This is a genomic window from Streptomyces sp. NPDC046727 (assembly GCF_040645635.1).
Classification (GTDB): domain Bacteria; phylum Actinomycetota; class Actinomycetes; order Streptomycetales; family Streptomycetaceae; genus Streptomyces.
This window is the reverse complement of the sequence record NZ_JBEYYR010000040.1, coordinates 1-18,893: the sequence shown is the minus strand read 5'-3', so window position 1 is coordinate 18,893 and position 18,893 is coordinate 1. Positions and strand designations below refer to the sequence as shown.

At 71.8% G+C, this 18,893-nt stretch carries 17 protein-coding genes; 8 read left to right on the top strand and 9 right to left on the bottom strand.

All coding sequences use genetic code 11. The features are described 5' to 3' along the window. Positions 1 to 105: 105 nt before the first annotated feature. Together serB and ABZ937_RS35095 are read right to left on the bottom strand one after the other, a co-directional pair. The gene (gene serB, locus ABZ937_RS35100) at positions 106 to 1,329 is read right to left on the bottom strand and encodes a phosphoserine phosphatase SerB (protein WP_361697996.1); all 1,224 of its coding nucleotides are present in this window, start codon (positions 1,327 to 1,329) and stop codon (positions 106 to 108) included. A 464-nt stretch (positions 1,330 to 1,793) separates the two neighbouring features. Next, the gene (locus tag ABZ937_RS35095; protein ID WP_361697994.1) at positions 1,794 to 3,905 is read right to left on the bottom strand and encodes a streptophobe family protein; all 2,112 of its coding nucleotides are present in this window, start codon (positions 3,903 to 3,905) and stop codon (positions 1,794 to 1,796) included. A gap of 242 nt (positions 3,906 to 4,147) precedes the next feature. Here ABZ937_RS35095 and ABZ937_RS35090 point away from each other — a divergent pair, with 242 nt between their 5' ends. Beyond that, positions 4,148 to 6,745 carry an FHA domain-containing protein gene (locus ABZ937_RS35090; RefSeq protein ID WP_361697991.1) on the top strand — a complete coding sequence of 866 codons (2,598 nt, stop codon included), beginning with the start codon at positions 4,148 to 4,150 and terminating at the stop codon, positions 6,743 to 6,745. A gap of 91 nt (positions 6,746 to 6,836) precedes the next feature. Here the strand turns inward: ABZ937_RS35090 and ABZ937_RS35085 are convergent, their stop codons facing one another. From ABZ937_RS35085 to ABZ937_RS35075, 3 genes are all read right to left on the bottom strand, one after another. Beyond that, positions 6,837 to 7,595 (bottom strand): transglycosylase SLT domain-containing protein, encoded by a 759-nt coding sequence (locus ABZ937_RS35085; protein WP_361697989.1) that lies wholly within the window; start codon positions 7,593 to 7,595, stop codon positions 6,837 to 6,839. A gap of 297 nt (positions 7,596 to 7,892) precedes the next feature. Then, entirely contained in the window at positions 7,893 to 8,978 is a 1,086-nt protein-coding gene (locus tag ABZ937_RS35080) for an S-adenosylmethionine:tRNA ribosyltransferase-isomerase (RefSeq protein ID WP_361697987.1), read from the bottom strand. Then, positions 8,975 to 9,670, bottom strand: a complete 696-nt coding sequence (locus ABZ937_RS35075; RefSeq protein WP_361697984.1) for an SDR family oxidoreductase — start codon at positions 9,668 to 9,670, stop codon at positions 8,975 to 8,977. Before ABZ937_RS35075 ends, ABZ937_RS35080 begins: the two co-directional genes overlap by 4 nt. Before the next feature lie 227 nt (positions 9,671 to 9,897). On the opposite strand from ABZ937_RS35075, the gene ABZ937_RS35070 reads away from it, so the two are divergent. The 3 genes from ABZ937_RS35070 (at position 9,898) to chpE (ending at position 12,092) form a co-directional block, all read left to right on the top strand. Further along, positions 9,898 to 11,043: a GAF domain-containing sensor histidine kinase gene (locus ABZ937_RS35070; protein ID WP_361697981.1), complete on the top strand. Its 1,146-nt coding sequence runs from the start codon at positions 9,898 to 9,900 to the stop codon at positions 11,041 to 11,043. After that, entirely contained in the window at positions 11,036 to 11,677 is a 642-nt protein-coding gene (locus ABZ937_RS35065; protein ID WP_361697978.1) for a response regulator transcription factor, read from the top strand. The genes ABZ937_RS35070 and ABZ937_RS35065 overlap by 8 nt, the downstream gene beginning before the upstream one ends. Before the next feature lie 169 nt (positions 11,678 to 11,846). Then, positions 11,847 to 12,092, top strand: coding sequence for a chaplin ChpE (chpE, locus tag ABZ937_RS35060; protein ID WP_361697975.1), 246 nt, complete (start codon positions 11,847 to 11,849; stop codon positions 12,090 to 12,092). Between the two features lie 220 nt (positions 12,093 to 12,312). On the opposite strand, the gene ABZ937_RS35055 is transcribed toward chpE, so the two are convergent. Then, positions 12,313 to 13,101 (bottom strand): hypothetical protein, encoded by a 789-nt coding sequence (locus ABZ937_RS35055; protein WP_361697973.1) that lies wholly within the window; start codon positions 13,099 to 13,101, stop codon positions 12,313 to 12,315. Positions 13,102 to 13,252: 151 nt separating this feature from the next. On the opposite strand from ABZ937_RS35055, the gene ABZ937_RS35050 reads away from it, so the two are divergent. From ABZ937_RS35050 to ABZ937_RS35040, 3 genes are all read left to right on the top strand, one after another. Beyond that, positions 13,253 to 14,050, top strand: a complete 798-nt coding sequence (locus tag ABZ937_RS35050) for an ABC transporter ATP-binding protein (RefSeq protein WP_361697970.1) — start codon at positions 13,253 to 13,255, stop codon at positions 14,048 to 14,050. A 60-nt stretch (positions 14,051 to 14,110) separates the two neighbouring features. Then, positions 14,111 to 14,542 (top strand): NfeD family protein, encoded by a 432-nt coding sequence (locus tag ABZ937_RS35045; RefSeq protein ID WP_361697968.1) that lies wholly within the window; start codon positions 14,111 to 14,113, stop codon positions 14,540 to 14,542. Positions 14,543 to 14,665: 123 nt separating this feature from the next. Then, a complete protein-coding gene (locus ABZ937_RS35040; protein WP_361697966.1) occupies positions 14,666 to 15,607 on the top strand; it encodes an SPFH domain-containing protein in 942 nt (313 codons plus the stop codon). A 113-nt stretch (positions 15,608 to 15,720) separates the two neighbouring features. Here ABZ937_RS35040 and ABZ937_RS35035 read toward each other — a convergent pair whose 3' ends face one another. The 3 genes from ABZ937_RS35035 to ABZ937_RS35025 form a co-directional block, all read right to left on the bottom strand. Then, complete coding sequence (locus ABZ937_RS35035; RefSeq protein WP_361697964.1) at positions 15,721 to 16,227, bottom strand: HNH endonuclease; 507 nt, start codon at positions 16,225 to 16,227, stop codon at positions 15,721 to 15,723. Positions 16,228 to 16,395: 168 nt separating this feature from the next. Further along, entirely contained in the window at positions 16,396 to 16,935 is a 540-nt protein-coding gene (locus ABZ937_RS35030) for a YbhB/YbcL family Raf kinase inhibitor-like protein (protein WP_361697962.1), read from the bottom strand. Positions 16,936 to 16,980: 45 nt separating this feature from the next. After that, on the bottom strand, positions 16,981 to 17,763 hold the full coding sequence (locus tag ABZ937_RS35025) for a sporulation protein (RefSeq protein ID WP_361697960.1): 783 nt from the start codon (positions 17,761 to 17,763) through the stop codon (positions 16,981 to 16,983). Between the two features lie 100 nt (positions 17,764 to 17,863). Between ABZ937_RS35025 and ABZ937_RS35020 the strand changes: the two genes are divergently transcribed. Next, positions 17,864 to 18,514, top strand: a complete 651-nt coding sequence (locus ABZ937_RS35020; RefSeq protein ID WP_361697957.1) for a DNA-3-methyladenine glycosylase — start codon at positions 17,864 to 17,866, stop codon at positions 18,512 to 18,514. The last annotated feature ends 379 nt before the right edge of the window (positions 18,515 to 18,893 follow it).

The following is an 18,893-nucleotide window of genomic DNA, read 5'->3' as shown; positions in this document are numbered from 1 at the left end:
CCCGGCGCTGACGCAGGACGGCGACGCAGGACGCCGGACGGCGGCGGGCGCGGCACCGCACCGGGTGCCGGGCCCGCCCGGTGGCCGGACGCGGGGCGGGCCCGCTCAGCCCTCGTCGTGCGTGTCGGCGGCCTCGACCTCTTCCCGGGTGACGCCGAGGAGGTACAGGACCGTGTCGAGGAAGGGGAAGTTCACCGCCGTGTGCGCCGCCTCCCGCACCACCGGCTTGGCGTTGAAGGCCACGCCCAGGCCCGCCGCGTTCAGCATGTCCAGGTCGTTGGCGCCGTCGCCGATCGCCACCGTCTGTGACAGCGGCACGCCGGCCTCCGCGGCGAACCGGCGCAGCAGCCGCGCCTTGCCCGCGCGGTCCACGATCTCGCCGGTGACCCGGCCGGTCAGCTTGCCGTCGACGATCTCCAGCGTGTTGGCCTGCGCGAAGTCCAAGCCCAACCGTTCCTTCAGGTCGTCGGTGACCTGGGTGAAGCCGCCGGAGACGACGCCCACTTGGTAGCCGAGCCGCTTCAGGGTGCGGATCAGGGTGCGCGCGCCCGGCGTCAGCCGGACCTCCTGGCGCACCTTCTCCACCACCGACGCGTCCAGCCCCTTCAGCAGCGCCACGCGCGCGTGCAACGACTGCTCGAAGTCCAGCTCCCCGCGCATCGCCGCCGCCGTCACCTCGGCGACCTGGTCCTCACAGCCGGCGTGCGCGGCGAACAGCTCGATGACCTCGTCCTGGATCAGGGTCGAGTCCACATCCATGACCACGAGCCGCTGGGCGCGCCGGTGCAGGCCCGCCGAGACCACCGCGACGTCGACACCCAGTGCCGCCGCATCGGAGGCCAGTGCCGTACGCAGCGGCTCGGTCTCCACGCCGGACACCGCGAACTCCACCGCCGTCACCGGATACTTGGCGAGCCGGAAGATGCGGTCGATGTTGCCGCCGGCCTTCGCGATCCGGTCGGCGATGGCGGCCGTCGACTCGGCGGTCAGCGGATGTCCGAGGACGGTCACCAGGGAGCGTCCGTGACCGCGCGGACGGTTGTCGCCGTGCCCCGAGATGATCTCCGCCTGCATCTTCATCGACTCGGCCCAGCTGTGCACCGTGGCCCGCAGGTCGCCCTCCAGACCGGCCGGCGGCTGGGTCACCAGCGCGCACAGCACCAGCCGGCCCCGGGTGACGACCTGCTCGATGTCGACGACGTCGACGAGGTAGGCGGCCAGGGTGTCGAAGAGGCCCGCCGTGATGCCCGGCCTGTCCCTGCCGAAGATCTTGACGAGGAGGGTGGGGACCTCGGAGGTCTGCGAAGCGGAGGTCTGCGAAGCGCTCATGGTGTCACCACCGTATCCGGCACCCAGTGCCGCCCGCCGCCGAGGTCCGCCTGACGGACACGGAACAATGGGTGGCGGTCCGGTGTCGGGGATCTTGCCGCCCGGGATCGACGCCGACACGCACGCACGACACCGCCTCGGCTCCCTCACGAGCGTCCCACGACAGCCCCTGAAGGGCGATCCCCGACCCCGACATCCCCCGCACGCCGACGCCTCGATTCTTGTTCCCTTGTACGCGGCCCCCTGTCTCCCGCCCCGGCCTCCGCGCACCCGCCTCCACGCCCCCCGGCTTGGGGGGCGTCGACTCCGCGCTCCCGGCTTCGAGGTGCGCGGCCTCAGCACCGGTGCGCGGCTCGCCTCCGCGCGCCGGGCCGCTGACGCCCCGCTTCCGCGCGACCCGGCCTCTGCCCGCCGTCCCTGCGCGCACCCCCGTCCAGGTGAAGCCCCGTCCCTTGCCGCCGGCCTCACCCGCGCCGCTTCGGTGATCCGGGCGGGGGAGGGGGAGGCGGCGGTCCGTCGTCCGGCGTCACCGGTGGGCGCTCAGCCGGTCGCGGTGGCGGTCGCTTCCGGGGCGACGGCGGAGGAGGGCCGAGCGGCCCGGCGATGGTCGGGGCACCGTACACGTCCTGCCCGGCCGCCGACTCTTCCTGGCCCGCCCCCTCCTGCCCAGCCGTCGGCTCTCCGGCCACCGGCTCCTGCCGGCCGGCCCGCTTCTGCCCGGCCGCCGGTCCCGGCCCGGCCGTCAGGCCCTGCCCGTACGCCCACTCCTGCCCGCCCCCAGGCTTCTGCCCGACCCCCGGCTCCTGCCCCGCCGCCGGTGGCCAGATGTCCCGCGGCTCCGCCGGGAGCCGCAGGTAGGGGTTCGTGTCAGGGTTCGGCGGCCGGTAGGGCCTGCCCGGCGCGTACGGCCCGGCTACGGATTCGTACCCGGTGCGCCCGGCGTCACCGCCGTATCCGTTCCCCGCGCCCTCATGCCCGTACCCGGAGCGCCCGCCGTCGCCGTCCGGCCCATCCCCCTCGCCCCCGTATCCGGAGCGCCCGGCATCACCGCTGTACCGATTCCCCCCGCTCCCGCCCCCGTCGCCAGACCGGGAAGTCCCACCCCAGCCCACACCCCCACCCTCATCGCCGTACCCGGAAGCCGCACCCGGGCCGGCCCCCTCATCGCCGCGCCCCAAGTGACCGGCACCCGAGCCGGTCCCCCCACCCGCCGCCCTTACCGCCCTCGCCCCCGCCGCCCCGCTGGCCCAGGCCAGCAGGGCTCCCGCCGCGCCCGCTGCCGCTCCCCATGCGGCCCCGAGGAGCAGGGCCGTGCCGAGGTGGCCGTGCAGGGTGAGGCTCGCGTCGAAGGTGTCGAAGCCGAGGACGGACAGGGCGGCGTCGGCGGACACGTCCGTCAGCCGGGCGAGGAAGGGGAGGGCGAGCGCGGTGGCGACGCCCAGCCGCAGCGCGCAGCGGGCGGCGAGGCCGAGCGCCGTGTCGCCGGGCCGCACCACCGGGGTGCGGACCGCCGTCAGCACCCCGGCCAGCAGGATCATCAGCACCGCGGCCACCACCAGCAGCCACACCCGCCCGTCCAGGTCGGCCAGCCGGCCCACGGTCACGGGCTCGTCGGACCGGCCGTCGAGGAGTTGGTCCAGCGGGTGCGGCAGCACCGCGGTGAGGACGCCGGTGGCCCTGCCGTCCCAGGGGACGAACAGGCCGAGAGGCACGCCGAGCCACACCCCGTTCGGCGCGCCGAGCAGCGCCGCGCCGGCGATCCGCCGCGGGTGGTCGTCGCCGATCGCCGCGTACGCCGCCGCCGCGAGCCCGGCCGCCACGGCCGTCAGCAGGACGGTGACGAGCGCCGAGACCGCCGGGCGGACCGCCCGGTGCACGACGGCCCAGCCGGGCGGCAGGGGAGCGCGGCGGGCGGCGAGCAGCGCGATCAGCAGGACGCCGGCGCACCAGCCGAGGCCCCCGAGGAGCGTGGCCGAGGTGTCCACGGTGAAGCCGACGGCAGCCTTGGCGTCGATCAGGTCACCGATCCGGTCCGGCAGCAGTCCGCCCACGTCGCCGAGACCGGGCAGGCTCAGCCCGCCGCCCCCCTCGCCGTCCCCGCCCGGCAGTCGGTCCAGGCCGAGCGAGCCGCCGTCGATGGTGACGACGTCGTGACCGGCCCAGGCGAGTCCGCCGAGCGTCGCCACGAAGAGCACGACCACCGCGCCCGCGCGCGCGAGGAGTTCGGCGGGCGCGATGACAACTCCGGCCGCTCGCAAGGACCGTAGGAAGAACCACGACAACAGCAGCGCACCGACCAGGCTCACGCCGAGTGGCGTGATCTCGACGGCCGTATGGGCCTCGGCCCCTTTCAGTCCGAAAGCGGACACATCACCCGACGGGGAGACCGAACCGCCCGCCCCGAGCGCCACAACGGCCGCTGTCATGGGGCCGAGTGAGCCCGCCGAGTCCACCCGCAGCAGATGCAGACCGAGCGCGGCCGTGCCCGCCATGCCGATCAACGCCCAGCTCACGGCGGCGATCGCGGACAGCAGGACGTCCACCCAGGGCAGCGGCCCACGGTGCCGTGCACTCATCGCAGACCCCCCGATCCACGCCGCGGCGCCGGATGGCCGCGCTTGTCCCCCTCGCGGGGATTACCACTCTCCGGCCCGTTTTCAACCCCGTCAACGGGGCGAGTCGGAGCGCGCGCAGGCGCCCTTGGCAAGGCCCGGGTTTCGGTCAGGGGGCCAAGCCTGAAATAGTTCCCCACGATGTTCGACATCCCTAGACTCCCTGCGACGGGGGTAACTCGGGGGACAACTCAGTGGGGCATGGAGTGCCGGAACTCGTACTCGAAACAAACGGACATACCTGGACGCTTGATCCGTCCAGGGCATACACCCTCGGACGCGATCCGCAGGGGGACATCGTCTTCGACGACGCCAGGGTGTCCTGGCGGCACGCCACGGTCAGCTTCAACGGCCGCAGTTGGGCCATCGAGGACCACGGCAGCACCAACGGCACGTTCGTGCAGGGCCAGCGGATCCAGCACATGGAGATCGGCCCCGGTTCGTCGCTGAACCTCGGCAACGCGACCGACGGACCGCGGCTGAACCTCTCGGCGGCAGCGGCCCCGGTCGGCGGCCCGGGTCAGCAGCCGCAGGCGGCGGCGCCGTACGCGGCCCAGGGCGCCGGCGCGCCCGGCTGGGCCCAGCAGGCCCCGGCCCCTCAACAGGCCGCTCCGCAGCAGGCCGTGCCCCACCAGGCGGCGGCTCATCAGCAGGATCCCCAGGCCGGCTGGCAGCAGGCGCAGCAGCCCGCGTTCCCGCAGCAGCAGGGCGGGCCCGCCGAGGGCTACGCACAGAAGGTGCCCGGTGGTGGCGCGGGGGCGCCGCCGGTCCACGGCGACCGCAGCCCGACCACGTTCCACCAGTTCGCGCTCGGCCGCGTGATGCGTATCGGTCGTGCCCTGGAGAACGACCTGGTCGTCTCCGACCTGCAGGTCTCCCGGAACCACGCCGAGTTCCACGCCACGCCCGACGGCCGGCTCGAGATCCGCGACCTCGGCTCGCACAACGGCACGTACGTCAACGGTCAGCCGATCGCGAAGGGCGGCTCGGCGCTGCTCGGCCCGAGTGACATCGTCGGCGTCGGCCACTCCACCTTCCGCATCGTCGGCGACCGCCTCGAGGAGTTCGTCGACACCGGTGAGGTCTCCTTCTCGGCCCGCCATCTGACCGTCACGGTCGACGGCGGCAAGCAGATCCTCAAGGACGTCTCCTTCGGCGTACCCGAGAAGTCGCTGGTCGCCGTGATCGGCCCGTCCGGCTCCGGCAAGTCGACGCTGCTCAAGGCGCTCACCGGCTACCGGCCCGCCAACCAGGGCGAGGTGCTGTACGACAACCGGAACCTGTACAAGCAGTTCGCCGAGCTGCGGCAGCGCATCGGTCTGGTCCCGCAGGACGACATCCTGCACAAGGAGCTGACCGTCAAGAAGGCCCTGAAGTACGCTGCCAAGCTGCGCTTCCCGGCCGACACCACCGCGCAGGAGCGCGACGCCCGCATCGACGAGGTGCTGCGCGAGCTGAAGCTCGACATCCACAAGGACAAGAAGGTCACGTCCCTGTCCGGCGGTCAGCGCAAGCGCGTGTCGGTGGCCCTGGAGCTGCTCACCAAGCCGTCGCTGATCTTCCTGGACGAGCCGACCTCCGGTCTCGACCCGGGCATGGACCGTGACGTCATGCAGCTGCTGCGCGGCCTCGCCGACGACGGCCGCACGGTCCTCGTCGTCACCCACTCGGTGGCCGAGCTGGCCCTGTGCGACAAGCTCCTGGTGATGGCGCCGGGCGGTGCGGTCGCCTACTTCGGCCCGCCGGACGAGGCGCTGAACTTCTTCGGCTACGACAGCTGGGCCGACGTCTTCTCCGCCTTCGAGAACTACCGCGACTACGACTGGGCGGGCCGCTGGAAGGGCTCGCAGCACTACCAGATGTACGCCGCGGAGATCGACGCGATCGCCCCGCAGTCCGTACCCATGCCTCCGCCGCAGGCGATGAAGCCGCCCAAGCCGCAGAGCTGGGGCTCCCAGCTGATGACCCTGATCCGGCGCTATGTGGCGGTCATCGCCTCCGACAAGGGCTTCCTGGCGCTGACGGTGATCCTGCCCGCGGTCCTCGGCGCGGTCAGCCTGCTGATCGACCACAGCCGCGGTCTGCTGGTCAACGAGGCGGTCAACCCGAAGACCGGCCAGCACGTCCCGAACGGCACCGCCACCACCGTCCTGCTGATCCTCGCCGTCGGCGCGTGCTTCGCGGGCGCCGCGAACTCGGTCCGTGAGCTGATCAAGGAGCGGGTGATCTACGAGCGGGAGCGCGCGACCGGCCTGTCCCGCTCGGCGTACCTGATGTCGAAGGTCGTCGTGCTCGGCACGGTCACGGTGCTGCAGGGCCTGCTGGTCGGCGTGATCGGCTTCGCCAGCCGCGAGATCCCGGAGGAGGGTCTCGTCCTCGGCGGCTCGACGCTGTTCGAGCTGTGCGTGCCGATCATGGCGCTCGGGTTCACCTCGATGATGGTCGGCCTGGTGATCTCCTCGCTGGTGAAGACCGCCGAGAAGACCATGCCGCTGCTCGTGATGTTCGCGATCATCCAGGTCGTCTTCACCGGCTGCCTCTTCACCCTGCACGGCACGCTCGGTGTCAACGAGTTCTCGTACCTGATGCCCTCGCGCTGGGCGGTCGCCGCGGCCGGCACCACGCTGGACTTCAACAACATCGCCCCGAACACCGACGACCCGGGCAGCACCGACCCGCTGTGGGACCACACGGCCGCGGCCTGGGGCCTGGACATGGTCGCGCTGATCGCGCTCGGTGTGGTCTGCGGCTTCTTCGTGTCCCGCTTCCTGCGCCGCCACGAGCCGGAGGTCATGCGCAAGTAACCGCGCTCCTGCCCGTACGACGCCGAAGGGCGGCGCCCCGCGATCGGGGTGCCGCCCTTCGGCGTCACGTCGCTGAGGTCCGCGCCAGACCTCAGTACGCGCTGTTGACGTTGTCGATCGAGCCGTACCGGTCGGCCGCGTAGTTGGCGGCGGCGGTGATGTTGGCGACCGGGTCGTAGATGTTCCACGAGGTGCCGGGGACGTGGTACGCGTTGAAGGTGGGCGGGATCACCTGCAGCAGGCCCTTGGACGGGATGCCGTTGATGGCGTTGATGTCCCAGTTGTTGATGGCCATGGGGTTGCCGGAGGACTCCCGCATGATGTTCTTGTGCAGGCCGTTGTAGGAGCCGGGGATGCCCTTGGCCTTCATGATGTCCAGGGCCTGGCGGATCCAGCCGTCGAGGTTGTTCGCGTACGTCTTCGCGGCGACCAGCTGCACCTGGGGACGCTGCACGGAGCGCGTGGCGGCCTGCTGGACGGCGTGCGCCTGCGCGGCCTTCTTCGCGGCGGCGGCCTTGGCGGCTGCGGCCTCCTTGGCGGCGGCGGCCACGGCGGCCTTCTTCGCGGCGGCGGCGTCGGCGGCCTTCTTCTGCGCCGCGAAGGTGTCGAGCTTGACGTTCTCGGCGGCGAGCTGGTCGGTGACCGTGCCCTTGACGTTGTGCAGGAGGGTGCCGGCGGCGACCTGCGCGGTCGTGGCCGGGGCGCCGGTGGTGACGGTGTCGGCGCTGCTGGGGGCGGCCGAGAAGGCAAGGGCGGCGGCGCCGAGCGCGGCGACGCCGGCGACGGCGATCTTCGTGTGCCGCTTGGTCAGCGGACGACTATGAGCACGGTTGAGGATGTTCTTGGGCATGGCTGATGGACCTCTTCGAGTAGCGCGGAGGTCGCTCCTGCGTCCGCCGGGGGAGTGCTCCTCCCGCACGTACGCCGCTGGCCGAAGCCGGCGGCGCTGAGCGACGGGAGCAATTCTTAGCGGGCGCAAAATGCCCAAGCAACGATGTGACGTACGATCCGGAATAGTGGATCAGGGAAGGGCAAAATAGGACAGACGGGATCGTCTTTCCCGTTCATGCGGGAGGGTGCATCTCCTATGCGCCTTCGTACGTGATGCAGGCCCTATGCGCGGGCTCACACGGAACGCGGGGCCGTCTCACAGCCGGTTGCCGTCGCAACGCTCTGCGTGAGGGCTCTCCTCCGGGAGGATGAGATGGACGTCGCCGAACTCGTGCCACAGGTAGAGCCGGCGCAGCGCCTCCTCGTAGGCACGGTCGACCGCCGCCCGCCCGGCGACCGCCTCCAGCATCAGCAGATGCGAGGCCTCCGGCTCGTGCAGCCCGGTCAGCAGCCCGTCCACCACCCGCACCCCGCGCTCGGGCGTGACCACCAGATCCGTCCACCCCTCCGCCGCCCGGACCACCCCGTCCGGCCCCGCCGCCGACTCCACGGCCCGTACGCCCGTCGTCCCGACCGCGATCACCCGGCCGCCCCCCGCCCTGACGCCGGCGATGACCCGCGCCGACGCCTCGGGCACCGCGAACCGCTCCGGATACGGCGGCTCGTGCGCCTCCGGCGACGAGACCCCCGTGTGCAGCGTGACCGGCGCGAACTGCACCCCCCGGCTCACCAGCTCCGCCACCAGCCGCGCGGTGAAGGGCCGGGCCGCACTCGGCATCTCCGCACTGCCCGCCCCGTCCGGCGACGGCAGCGCGAACACCGTCCGGTACACGGACAGCGGCTGGTCCCGCTCCGTATAGGAGTAGCGAATGGGCCGCCCGTGCTCCCAGAGCACCTCCCGTACGTCCGCCCCGGCGGCCCGCGCCCACCACAGCCGCTCCCCGCGCGCGCTCAGCGGTTCCTCCAGCACCAGCCGGCCCCCGCCCGCCAATGCCACCTCTGCCCCCGCATACGAGCCCGCACGCGCGCGCGTAGTACCGCGTCCGTTCGGTTCCCGCAGCTCGACCGCCCACCGTCCGTCGTCCCCGCGCGTGGAGAAGTGCACCACCACGCGCGCGTGCCCGAGCCGCCCGTCCACCGCGGCGGCCAGCGTCGGCGAGGTGTTCACCACCAGCAGATCCCCGGCCCGCAACAGCTCCGGCAGCTCACGGAACGCGTGATGCGCCACCTCCGTGCCGCACGACACCAGCAGCCGTACGGCGTCCCGGCCGAGCCCCGGACCCCGCTGCTCGGCGGGCACGCGCGCGGACAGCTCCTTCGGCACCCGCACGGAGGTGCTCATGCCCCCTCCACCAGAGCCGGCGCCGCATACCGCCCGCTCGCCGGCCGCTCGTCCAGCAGCCGCAGGAACGCCGGTACGACACCGGCGGGCGCCGGACGCGGACCGTCGTCGTCCGGTACGGCCGCCGCGTACAGGTCCGTCGCCATGTCCCCGGGGTCCACCGCCCACACCCTGAGCCCCGGCTGCTCCACGCCCAGCACCGCGGCGAGCTGGTCCAGCGCCGCCTTCGAGGCGCCGTAGCCGCCCCACGTCCCGTACGCCTCCGCCGCCGCGTCCGAGCTGACCGCGATCACCGCGCCCGCCGGCGACGCCTCCAGCAGCGGCAGCGCCTCCTGCACCAGGCCCAGCGCCGCCACCACGTTCACCTCCAGCGCCCGCCGCAGCCCCTCCAGGGGCAGCTCCGCCAGCCGCACCAGCGGCTCGGCACCCAGCGCGCTCGCGTTGCTCACCACCAGGTCGACCCCGCCCAGCCGCCAGGCGGCGGCCACCAGCTCGGCCCGGTGCCCCCCGTCCGTGACGTCCCCGGGCAGCGCCACCACCCGCGTACCGTGCCTCGTGACGGCCTCCGCGGCCTCTTGCAGGGCGCCGGCGCCCCGGGCGTCGAGCACCAGATCCCAGCCGCGGCCGGCCAGCGCCTCGGCGAGCGCCCGCCCCAGGCCCCTGGAGGCCCCCGTGATGATCGCTACCGGCATGACCCCGTCCCCTCGTCGCCCACCGCCCCCGCCGGGCGGTGACCCCACCGTAGGAACGGCACCGCCCGGGCCACCTCGGACGCGGGCCGGATCCCGCCGGGAACCTTCGGCGTACGCCCCGCGCCCCGGGCCCGGCGGCCTACGCCGTCCGTCCTAGGCCCAGCGGACCGGGTCCCGCGGGCACAGGTCCGATCCGCGCTGTCACACCCCGCCGGTACCGTGAGGGCATGAGTCAAGGCCCCCGGTCCGGCCTCGCCGCGGTGAGCTCCGCGCTGCTGGCCATGAGCAGGCACCTGGAGGTGCGCGACGTCCTCAAGACGATCGTCGCCTCCGCCCGTGAGCTGCTCGACGCGCAGTACGCCGCCCTCGGCGTCCCCGACGACCACGGCGGCTTCGCCCAGTTCGTCGTGGACGGCGTCAGCGACGACCAGTGGCGCGCCATCGGGCCGCTCCCGCGCCAGCACGGCATCCTCGCCGCGATGCTGCACGAGGCGAAGGCGGAGCGCCTCGCCGACGTGCGCAAGGACCCCCGCTTCGAGGGCTGGCCGTCCGCCCACCCCGACCTGGTCGACTTCCTGGGCCTGCCCATCCGCGACGGCGACGAGGTCATCGGCGCGCTGTTCCTGGCGAACAAGAACTGCACGAAGCCCCAGGGCAGTTGCGGCTTCACGCAGGACGACGAGGAACTGCTCGCCATCCTCGCCCAGCACGCCGCCATCGCCCTCACCAACGCCCGCCTCTACGAACGCAGCCGGGAACTGACCATCGCCGAGGAACGCTCCCGCCTCGCCCACGAACTGCACGACGCGGTCAGCCAGAAGCTGTTCTCCCTGCGCCTGACCGCCCAGGCGGCAGCCGCGCTCGTCGACCGCGACCCCGCCCGCGCCAAGGGCGAACTGCACCAGGTGGCCTGCCTCGCCGCCGAGGCCGCCGACGAACTGCGCGCGGCCGTCGTGGAGTTGCGGCCCGCCGCACTGGACGAGGACGGCCTGCTCGCCACCCTGCGCACCCAGATCCACGTCCTCGACCGCGCCCACACCGCGCACGTGACCTTCACCAGCAACGGCTTCCGCGCCCTGCCCGCGGCCCAGGAGGAGGCCCTGCTCAGGGTCGCCCAGGAGGCCCTGCACAACGCCCTGCGCCACTCCGGCGCCGGCCGGGTCGACGTGAGCGTGGAGCGGCGCGGCAACGGCGCCGTCCTGCGTGTCACCGACGACGGCAGCGGCTTCGACCCCACGGCGGTCCGCCGCGCCGGACGCCACCTCGGCCTGGTCTCGATGCGGGACCGGGCCGGCGGTGTCGGCGGCTCGCTGACCGTGGAATCGGCGCCCGGCAAGGGCACCACGATCGAGATGGAGGTCCCCGGTGGGTGAACCGATCAAGGTCCTGCTGGTCGACGACCACCAGGTCGTCCGCCGGGGCCTGCGCACCTTCCTGGAGGTGCAGGACGACATCGAGGTCGTGGGCGAGGCCGCCGACGGCGCCGACGGGGTCGCCCGCGCCGAGGAACTGCGGCCCGACGTCGTCCTCATGGACGTCAAGATGCCGGGCCTGGACGGCATCGACGCGCTGCGCAGACTGCGCGAACTCGGCAACCCCGCGCGCGTGCTGATCGTCACCAGCTTCACCGAGCAGCGCACGGTCGTCCCGGCCCTGCGCGCGGGCGCCGCCGGGTACGTCTACAAGGACGTGGACCCCGACGCCCTCGCCGGCGCCATCCGCTCCGTGCACGCCGGGCACATCCTGCTCCAGCCGGAGGTCGCCGACGTCCTGCTCTCCCAGGAGGAGGCCAACAGCGGCCAGGGCAGGGGAGGTTCGCTCACCGACCGGGAGCGCGAGGTGCTCGGCCTGATCGCGGACGGCCGCTCCAACCGCGAGATAGCCCGCGCCCTCGTCCTCTCCGAGAAGACCGTCAAGACGCACGTCTCCAACATCCTGATGAAGCTCGACCTCGCCGACCGCACCCAGGCCGCGCTGTGGGCCGTACGCCATGGCATGACCGGCTGAAACGCCCTGCCCAACGCCTCACCGGCGGCAACACGGAGGGTCACGGCCCTGGCCGAGATTCATACCGTCGTGGGAATGTCACCCGGATGGCGCATCCTCCGGTGATCTCCGCCGTTCTCCAGTGCGTGCCGCGGCGATCGCCGCGGTGAACGTCTAGGAGGGGTTGACAGTGAAGAACCTGAAGAAGGCAGCGGCCGTGACGATGGTGGCCGGTGGCCTGGTGGCCGCCGGCGCCGGTCTGGCCTCCGCCCACGGCGGCGCCCACGCGGCCGGCGAGGCCCAGGGCTCCCCGGGCGTCGGCTCGGGCAACGTCGTTCAGGTCCCGGTGCACGTGCCGGTGAACGCGGTCGGTAACAGCGTGAACGTCATCGGCGTGCTGAACCCGGCCTTCGGCAACCTCGGCGTCAACCGCTGAGGTCCGTCCGACCACGACCCCAGGCCCCCCGGCGTGCACCCGGGGGGCCTGTCAGGTTGCCGTCCGACGAGCACGTCCCTGGGCGTCGCCGAGAAGGCCGCGCCCGCCGTGACCGCCCTCGGGCAGCGAGGCCGGCGCATCCGCCGGCGCCGACGGGAGTGCTCAGGGCGCGGCCCTGCCGCCCCGGGCATCGGCACCCGCACAGGGCCTTGAGGGTCGCTTACCGCCCCCCTCGCTCCCGCTCCTCCACGAACGAGTTGTACGCCGCCACCTGTGCCCGCCGCGCCGTCCGCTCCACCGGCCGCAGCGCCGCTCCCCGCGCCGCCATCTCCGAGGCGCTCACCGCACCCCCGTGCCCGTTGCCGTACGCCATCGACACCAGCAGCCCCACCCGCTGGGCCAGCTCCAACACCCGCACCGCACGCGACGGGTACCCCGGCGCCAGCACCTCCCGCCCGCGCTCGGCCCGCGCCCGGTACGCGTCGATCGCCGCCTCCGCCACCGGCCCCGACCCGGCGACGTCCAGCTTCGACAGCACCTCGGTCGCGTCCCGCAGCGCCTCCGCCAGCTCCCGCTCGGCCTCGCCGAGGGACGGCACATCGGCCGGCGGCGCCTCCCGCACCGGCAGCACCTGCCAGACCACCTCGGCATGCACATCACCCTCGGGCCCGGCCTCGTACACCTCCGGCACCAGCCCGAACGCGGCACCGTGACAGACCACCGCCTCCTCGGCCTCCAGCGCCCGCGCATTGAACTCCGGCGGACCGCTCAGCCCCAGCGGATGCCCCGGCGCGGGCAGCGCCACCCGCAGCCCGCTCACCCCCAGCGCGCGCAGCCGCCCCAGCGCGAGCGTCAGCCCGACCGGCGCGGATTCGCCGGGCAGCCCCTCCACCCGGTGCACCGTGTCCTCGCCCACGATGGCGAGTGCGGCGTCATCCGGAGAGACAAGTCCGGCCAAAAGGGCATTTCCCCAAGCGGCAAGGCGTCCTGAACGCGGTTCCGAGAGCATGCCCCCACCCTAAGGACCGGACCGATGGAATGGGGCGGGGCACTCGTGGCGTAGATTTCATAAGGGCTGCGCCCACAGGCGCGGCGGACCCGAGCCACAGGCGTACGCGACAGCCGAGACCGGCGACACTGCAAGGGGAGACAACGCGCTCATGAGCGATGTTCTGGAGCTTCAGGACGTATCCGTGGTCCGCGAGGGCCGGGCTCTGGTGGACCAGGTCTCCTGGTCGGTGAAGGAGGGCGAGCGCTGGGTCATCCTCGGCCCCAACGGCGCCGGCAAGACCACCCTCCTGAACGTCGCGTCCAGCTACCTCTACCCCAGCAAGGGCACCGCCACCATCCTCGGCGAGACCCTCGGCAAGCCCGGCACCGACGTCTTCGAGCTGCGCCCCCGCATCGGCATGGCCGGCATCGCCATGGCCGAGAAGCTCCCCAAGCGCCAGACCGTCCTGCAGACCGTCCTCACCGCCGCCTACGGCATGACCGCCGGCTGGCACGAGGACTACGAGGACGTCGACGAGCAGCGCGCCCGCGCCTTCCTCGACCGCCTCGGCATGAGCGACTACCTGGACCGCAAGTTCGGCACCCTCTCCGAGGGCGAGCGCAAGCGCACCCTCATCGCCCGCGCCCTGATGACCGACCCCGAGCTGCTCCTGCTGGACGAGCCCGCCGCCGGACTCGACCTCGGTGGCCGCGAGGACCTCGTCCGCCGCCTCGGCCGGCTCGCCCGCGACCCCATCGCCCCCTCGATGATCATGGTCACGCACCACGTCGAGGAGATCGCCCCCGGCTTCACCCACGTCCTCATGATCCGCCAGGGCAAGGTCCTCGCCGCCGGCCCCGTCGAACTGGAACTGACCTCCCGCAACCTCTCCCTCTGCTTCGGTCTCCCGCTCGTCGTGGAGCAGGTCGGCGACCGCTGGACCGCCCAGGGTCTGCCCCTCTCCTGACCCCGCCGCTCTCCCCTTCGCGCCCTGTCCGCCGCCCGACCACGGCCCTACCATGACCATGTGAACGACATCGACGCATGGGTGTGGTGGCTCGTCGGCGCGGCGGCGCTCGGAATCCCGCTCGTGGTCACCGCGATGCCGGAATTCGGCATGCTCGCGGTGGGAGCCGTGGCAGCGGCGGTCGTCTCCGCCCTCGGCTTCGACGCCGTCATCCAGGTCCTCACGTTCGTCGTCGTCTCCGTCGCCCTCATCGCCGTCGTCCGGCCCATCGCGGCCCGGCACGGCACACAGCGCCCCCGACTCGCCACCGGCGTAGAGGCGTTGAAGGGCAGACAGGCCGTCGTACTGGAACGGGTCGACGCGTCCGGCGGCCGGATCAAGCTCGCCGGGGAGGTCTGGTCGGCCCGATCCCTCGACACCGGCCGCGCCTACGAAGTGGGCCAGGAGGTGGACGTCGTGGACATCGAAGGGGCCACCGCGATCGTCCTCTGAGGACAACTCGCCGAGAACGGCTCACGAGTTGCGCGACGGTCTGTCAGACTCGACCAGCAAGATCTTCAACAGTCATGAGATCTGCCGAAGGCGCCGAGGCGGAGAAGGGTACGGGGAACGACGATGGAACCGGTCATCATCGTCTTGATCATCCTGGTGGTGTTGGTCTTCATCGCCCTGATCAAGACCATCCAAGTCATCCCACAGGCCAGCGCCGCCATCGTCGAGCGCTTCGGCCGCTACACACGGACACTGAACGCGGGCCTCAACATCGTGGTCCCGTTCATCGACACCATCCGCAACCGGATCGACCTGCGCGAACAGGTCGTACCGTTCCCGCCGCAGCCGGTGATCACCCAGGACAACCTGGTCGTGAACATCGACACGGTCATCTACTACCAGGTCACCGACGCCCGGGCCGCCACCTACGAGGTCGCCAGCTACATCCAGGCCATCGAACAGCTGACGGTCACCACGCTGCGGAACATCATCGGCGGCATGGACCTCGAACGCACCCTGACCTCCCGCGAGGAGATCAACGCGGCCCTGCGCGGCGTCCTGGACGAGGCCACCGGCAAGTGGGGCATCCGCGTCAACCGCGTGGAACTCAAGGCCATCGAGCCCCCGACCTCCATCCAGGACTCGATGGAGAAGCAGATGCGCGCCGACCGTGACAAGCGCGCGGCGATCCTCACCGCCGAAGGTACGCGCCAGGCCGCCATCCTCACCGCCGAGGGCGAGAAGCAGTCCCAGATCCTGCGCGCCGAGGGTGAGGCCAAGGCCGCCGCCCTGCGCGCCGAGGGCGAGGCCCAGGCGGTCCGTACGGTCTTCGAGGCGATCCACGCCGGCGACCCCGACCAGAAGCTCCTGAGCTACCAGTACCTCCAGATGCTCCCGAAGATCGCCGAGGGCGACGCCAACAAGCTCTGGATCGTCCCCAGCGAGATCGGCGACGCCCTCAAGGGCCTCTCCGGCGCGATGGGCAACTTCGGCCCGCTGGGCGGAGGTTCGGGCAATGGCGGCGCGGCCGGCTCCGAGCGCCGAGAGAAGCCGTCGATCGACTGAGGGAGCTTTGCGACGCACGGTTCTGCCCCGCGCCCCTTCAGGGGCGCGGGGCAGAACCGTGCGAACAACCACAGACAACCCGCAGCCGCCGACGAACAGAACCCGGCAGACGCCTAGGCCGCATCCCGGGCGAGCCACTCAGGAAGCGCAGCGAAGTCCTCCTGCCCCAGAGCCAAGAGCATCGCATCCGCCGGCGTCGGCTCGAACGGCTCCCTCAGCAAGGCCATCCCGGCCTCCTCCGGAGTCCGGTTCGCCTTCCGGTGATTGTCCTCCGCACACGCGGCGACCGTGTTCAGCCACGTGTCCTGCCCGCCCTGCGACCGCGGCAGCACATGGTCCACGGTCGTCGCCCGACGCCCGCAGTACGCGCACCGGTGCCGGTCCCGGACCAGCACCCCCCGCCGCGACCACGGGGCTTGTCTTCGGAACGGCACCCGTACATACCGGCACAGCCTGATCACCCGGGGCGCGGGTATGTCCACATCGGCGCCGCGCATGCGCAGTTCGGGATGGGCCTGCTCGACCACGGCCTTGTCCTGGAGCACCAGGACCACGGCTCGGTTCAGAGTTACCGTCGACAGCGGCTCGAAGCTCGCGTTCAGGACCAACGTGTCACGCATCCAGCCCACCTCCCGTGTGCACCTGCCCACCCCCCGGCGGGCTTGGATCAACTCTGGACGGGCACGCCGAGATGGACAACGCAATAAAAAATGCCCGCCTCCGATCACTTCCAAGACCGGAGGCGGGCAAACGTTCCATGAACGCTCGGCTGAATCGGGGCGGTGCGGTCAGCCCCGCTCGGGGTTCTCGTACTCACCGATCAGCTGGGCACGCGCGAGGGCGTGGAACCGGAGGTTGAAGCCGACGACGGCCGGAGAGACGTCCGCGTCGGGACCGAGCTTCTCCTGGTCCACCGCGTACACCGTGAAGACGTACCGGTGCGGGCCGTCCCCGGGCGGCGGAGCCGCACCGCCGAAGTCCTTCGTCCCGTAGTCGTTCCGCACGTGCACGGCGCCCGCGGGCAGCCCCTCGAACTTGCCACTGCCCGCCCCCGCCGGCAGCTCGGTCACCGAGGCCGGGATGTCGAACAGCACCCAGTGCCAGAACCCGCTGCCGGTCGGCGCGTCGGGGTCGTAGCAGGTCACGGCGAAGCTCTTGGTCTCCGGCGGGAAGCCTTCCCACCGCAGGTGCGGCGAGGTGTTGCCCTCCGCGTGGACCTGGGCGCTCTTCAGCGTCGCGCCCTCCTCGATGTCCTCGCTCGTCACCGTGAACGACGGCACGGGCGGATGGAAATCGTGGGGGAGCGGCCGCCGCTTGAGCTCGGTCACCTCGGTACCTCCCTGATCGATGATCTGGAACCAGCAGTCCCGAGCCTAGAACCAGTTGCGCTTGCTGCCGACCTCGGACAGCCACTGGTTGAGGTAAGCCGCCCAGTCGGTCCCCTGCCAGTCGTTCAGACCCACCTGGAAGGACCGGAAGGTGTCCGAGCCCTCGCTGAACAGACCCGGCTTCTTGTCCATCTCCAGGACGACGTCCATGGCGTGCTCGTCGGCCACGAAGCTCAGCTCGACCTGGTTCAGACCCCGGTACTGCGACGGCGGGAAGAACTCGATCTCCTGGTAGAATGGCAGCTTCTGCCGCGTACCCCGGATGTGGCCGCGCTCCATGTCCGCGCTCTTGAAGCGGAAGCCCAGCTGGATGAAGGCGTCCAGGATCGCCTTCTGCGCCGGCAGCGGGTGCACGTTGATCGGGTCCAGGTCGCCCGAGTCCACGGCCCGCGCGATCGCCAGCTCGGTGCTCACACCGATGTGCATCCCGCGCAGCGACTGCCCGTCGATCATGGTGACCGGCGTCTCCCAGGGGATCTCCAGGCCGAACGGCACGGCGTGCACGGCCCCCGCCTGCAGCTCGAAGGCACCGCCGAGCTGCACCTTGGTGAACTCGATGTCCTGCTTGTACTCCTGGTCGCCGCTCTCCACCTCGACCTTGGCCTGCAGGCCCACCGACAGGCCCTCGATCTGCTGGTTCACGGACCCGCCCTGGATCCGCACCTCACCCTGGACGACACCGCCGGGCACGACGTTGACCTCGGTCAGCACCGTCTCCACCGACGCCCCGCCGGCCCCCAGGCTCGCGAGCAGCTTCTTGAACGCCATGACTCTCCCTTTACGAATGGACCCTCGACCCGTACAAACGCGATCGGCCCGCGCCCGGTTCCGCCAGCACGGTGCCCCGTCTGGACTACCCTCAGAGGGCATGATCGCGCCACCGGACCGTACGCCACTTCCCCGAGCCTTCTTCGACCGCCCGGTCCTGGAGGTCGCCCCGGACCTCCTCGGCCGCATCCTGGTGCGCACGACACCCGACGGCCCGATCGCCCTCCGCCTCACGGAGGTGGAGGCGTACGACGGCCCGAACGACCCCGGCTCACACGCCTACCGCGGCCGCACCGCCCGCAACGCGGTGATGTTCGGTCCACCCGGACACGTGTACGTCTACTTCACCTACGGCATGTGGCACTGCATGAACCTGGTCTGCGGACCCGAGGGCCGGGCGAGCGCCGTGCTGCTCCGCGCGGGCGAAGTAGTGGACGGCGCCGAGCTGGCCCGCAAGCGACGTGTTTCGGCCCGGAACGACAAGGAACTGGCCAAGGGACCGGCCCGGCTGGCCACCGCACTGGAGGTCGACCGGGCCCTGGACGGCACGGACGCGTGTGCCGCCGACGAGACACCACTGAAAATGCTGACCGGTACGCCGATCCCCTCCGACCAGGTACGCAGCGGCCCTCGGACCGGTGTCGCCGGCGAGGGCGGGGACGGCGACCTCCACCCGTGGCGCTACTGGGTCGCCAACGACCCGACGGTCAGCCCGTATCGGGCCCACGTACCGAGGCGCCGCCCAAGTTGACGCGGCCTGCCGAGGTGCGTAATGTATCCCGAGCCGCTGAACCGGGTACGGCGATCGCCTGCAGCCGGAGCGGCCAACCCACTACCTAGCTTCAACCCCTCAGCGGGGTCGATTCTGGCGCGTCCGTGTGCCTGAATTCGAACTCGCGAGACTCGATTATGAGTCGCCGAGGAAATCGGCTAACGTAGTGAACGTCGAAAGGCCGAACGGCGAAAAGCCAAAAGCCCGAAGACACCCCCGCCGACCGGGAATCGGATACCGAAAGGATCTGATAGAGTCAGAAACGCCGGAAAGGGAAACGCGAGAGCGGGAACCTGGAAAGCACCGAGGAAATCGGATCGAGAAAAGATCTGATAGAGTCGGAAACGCAAGACCGAAG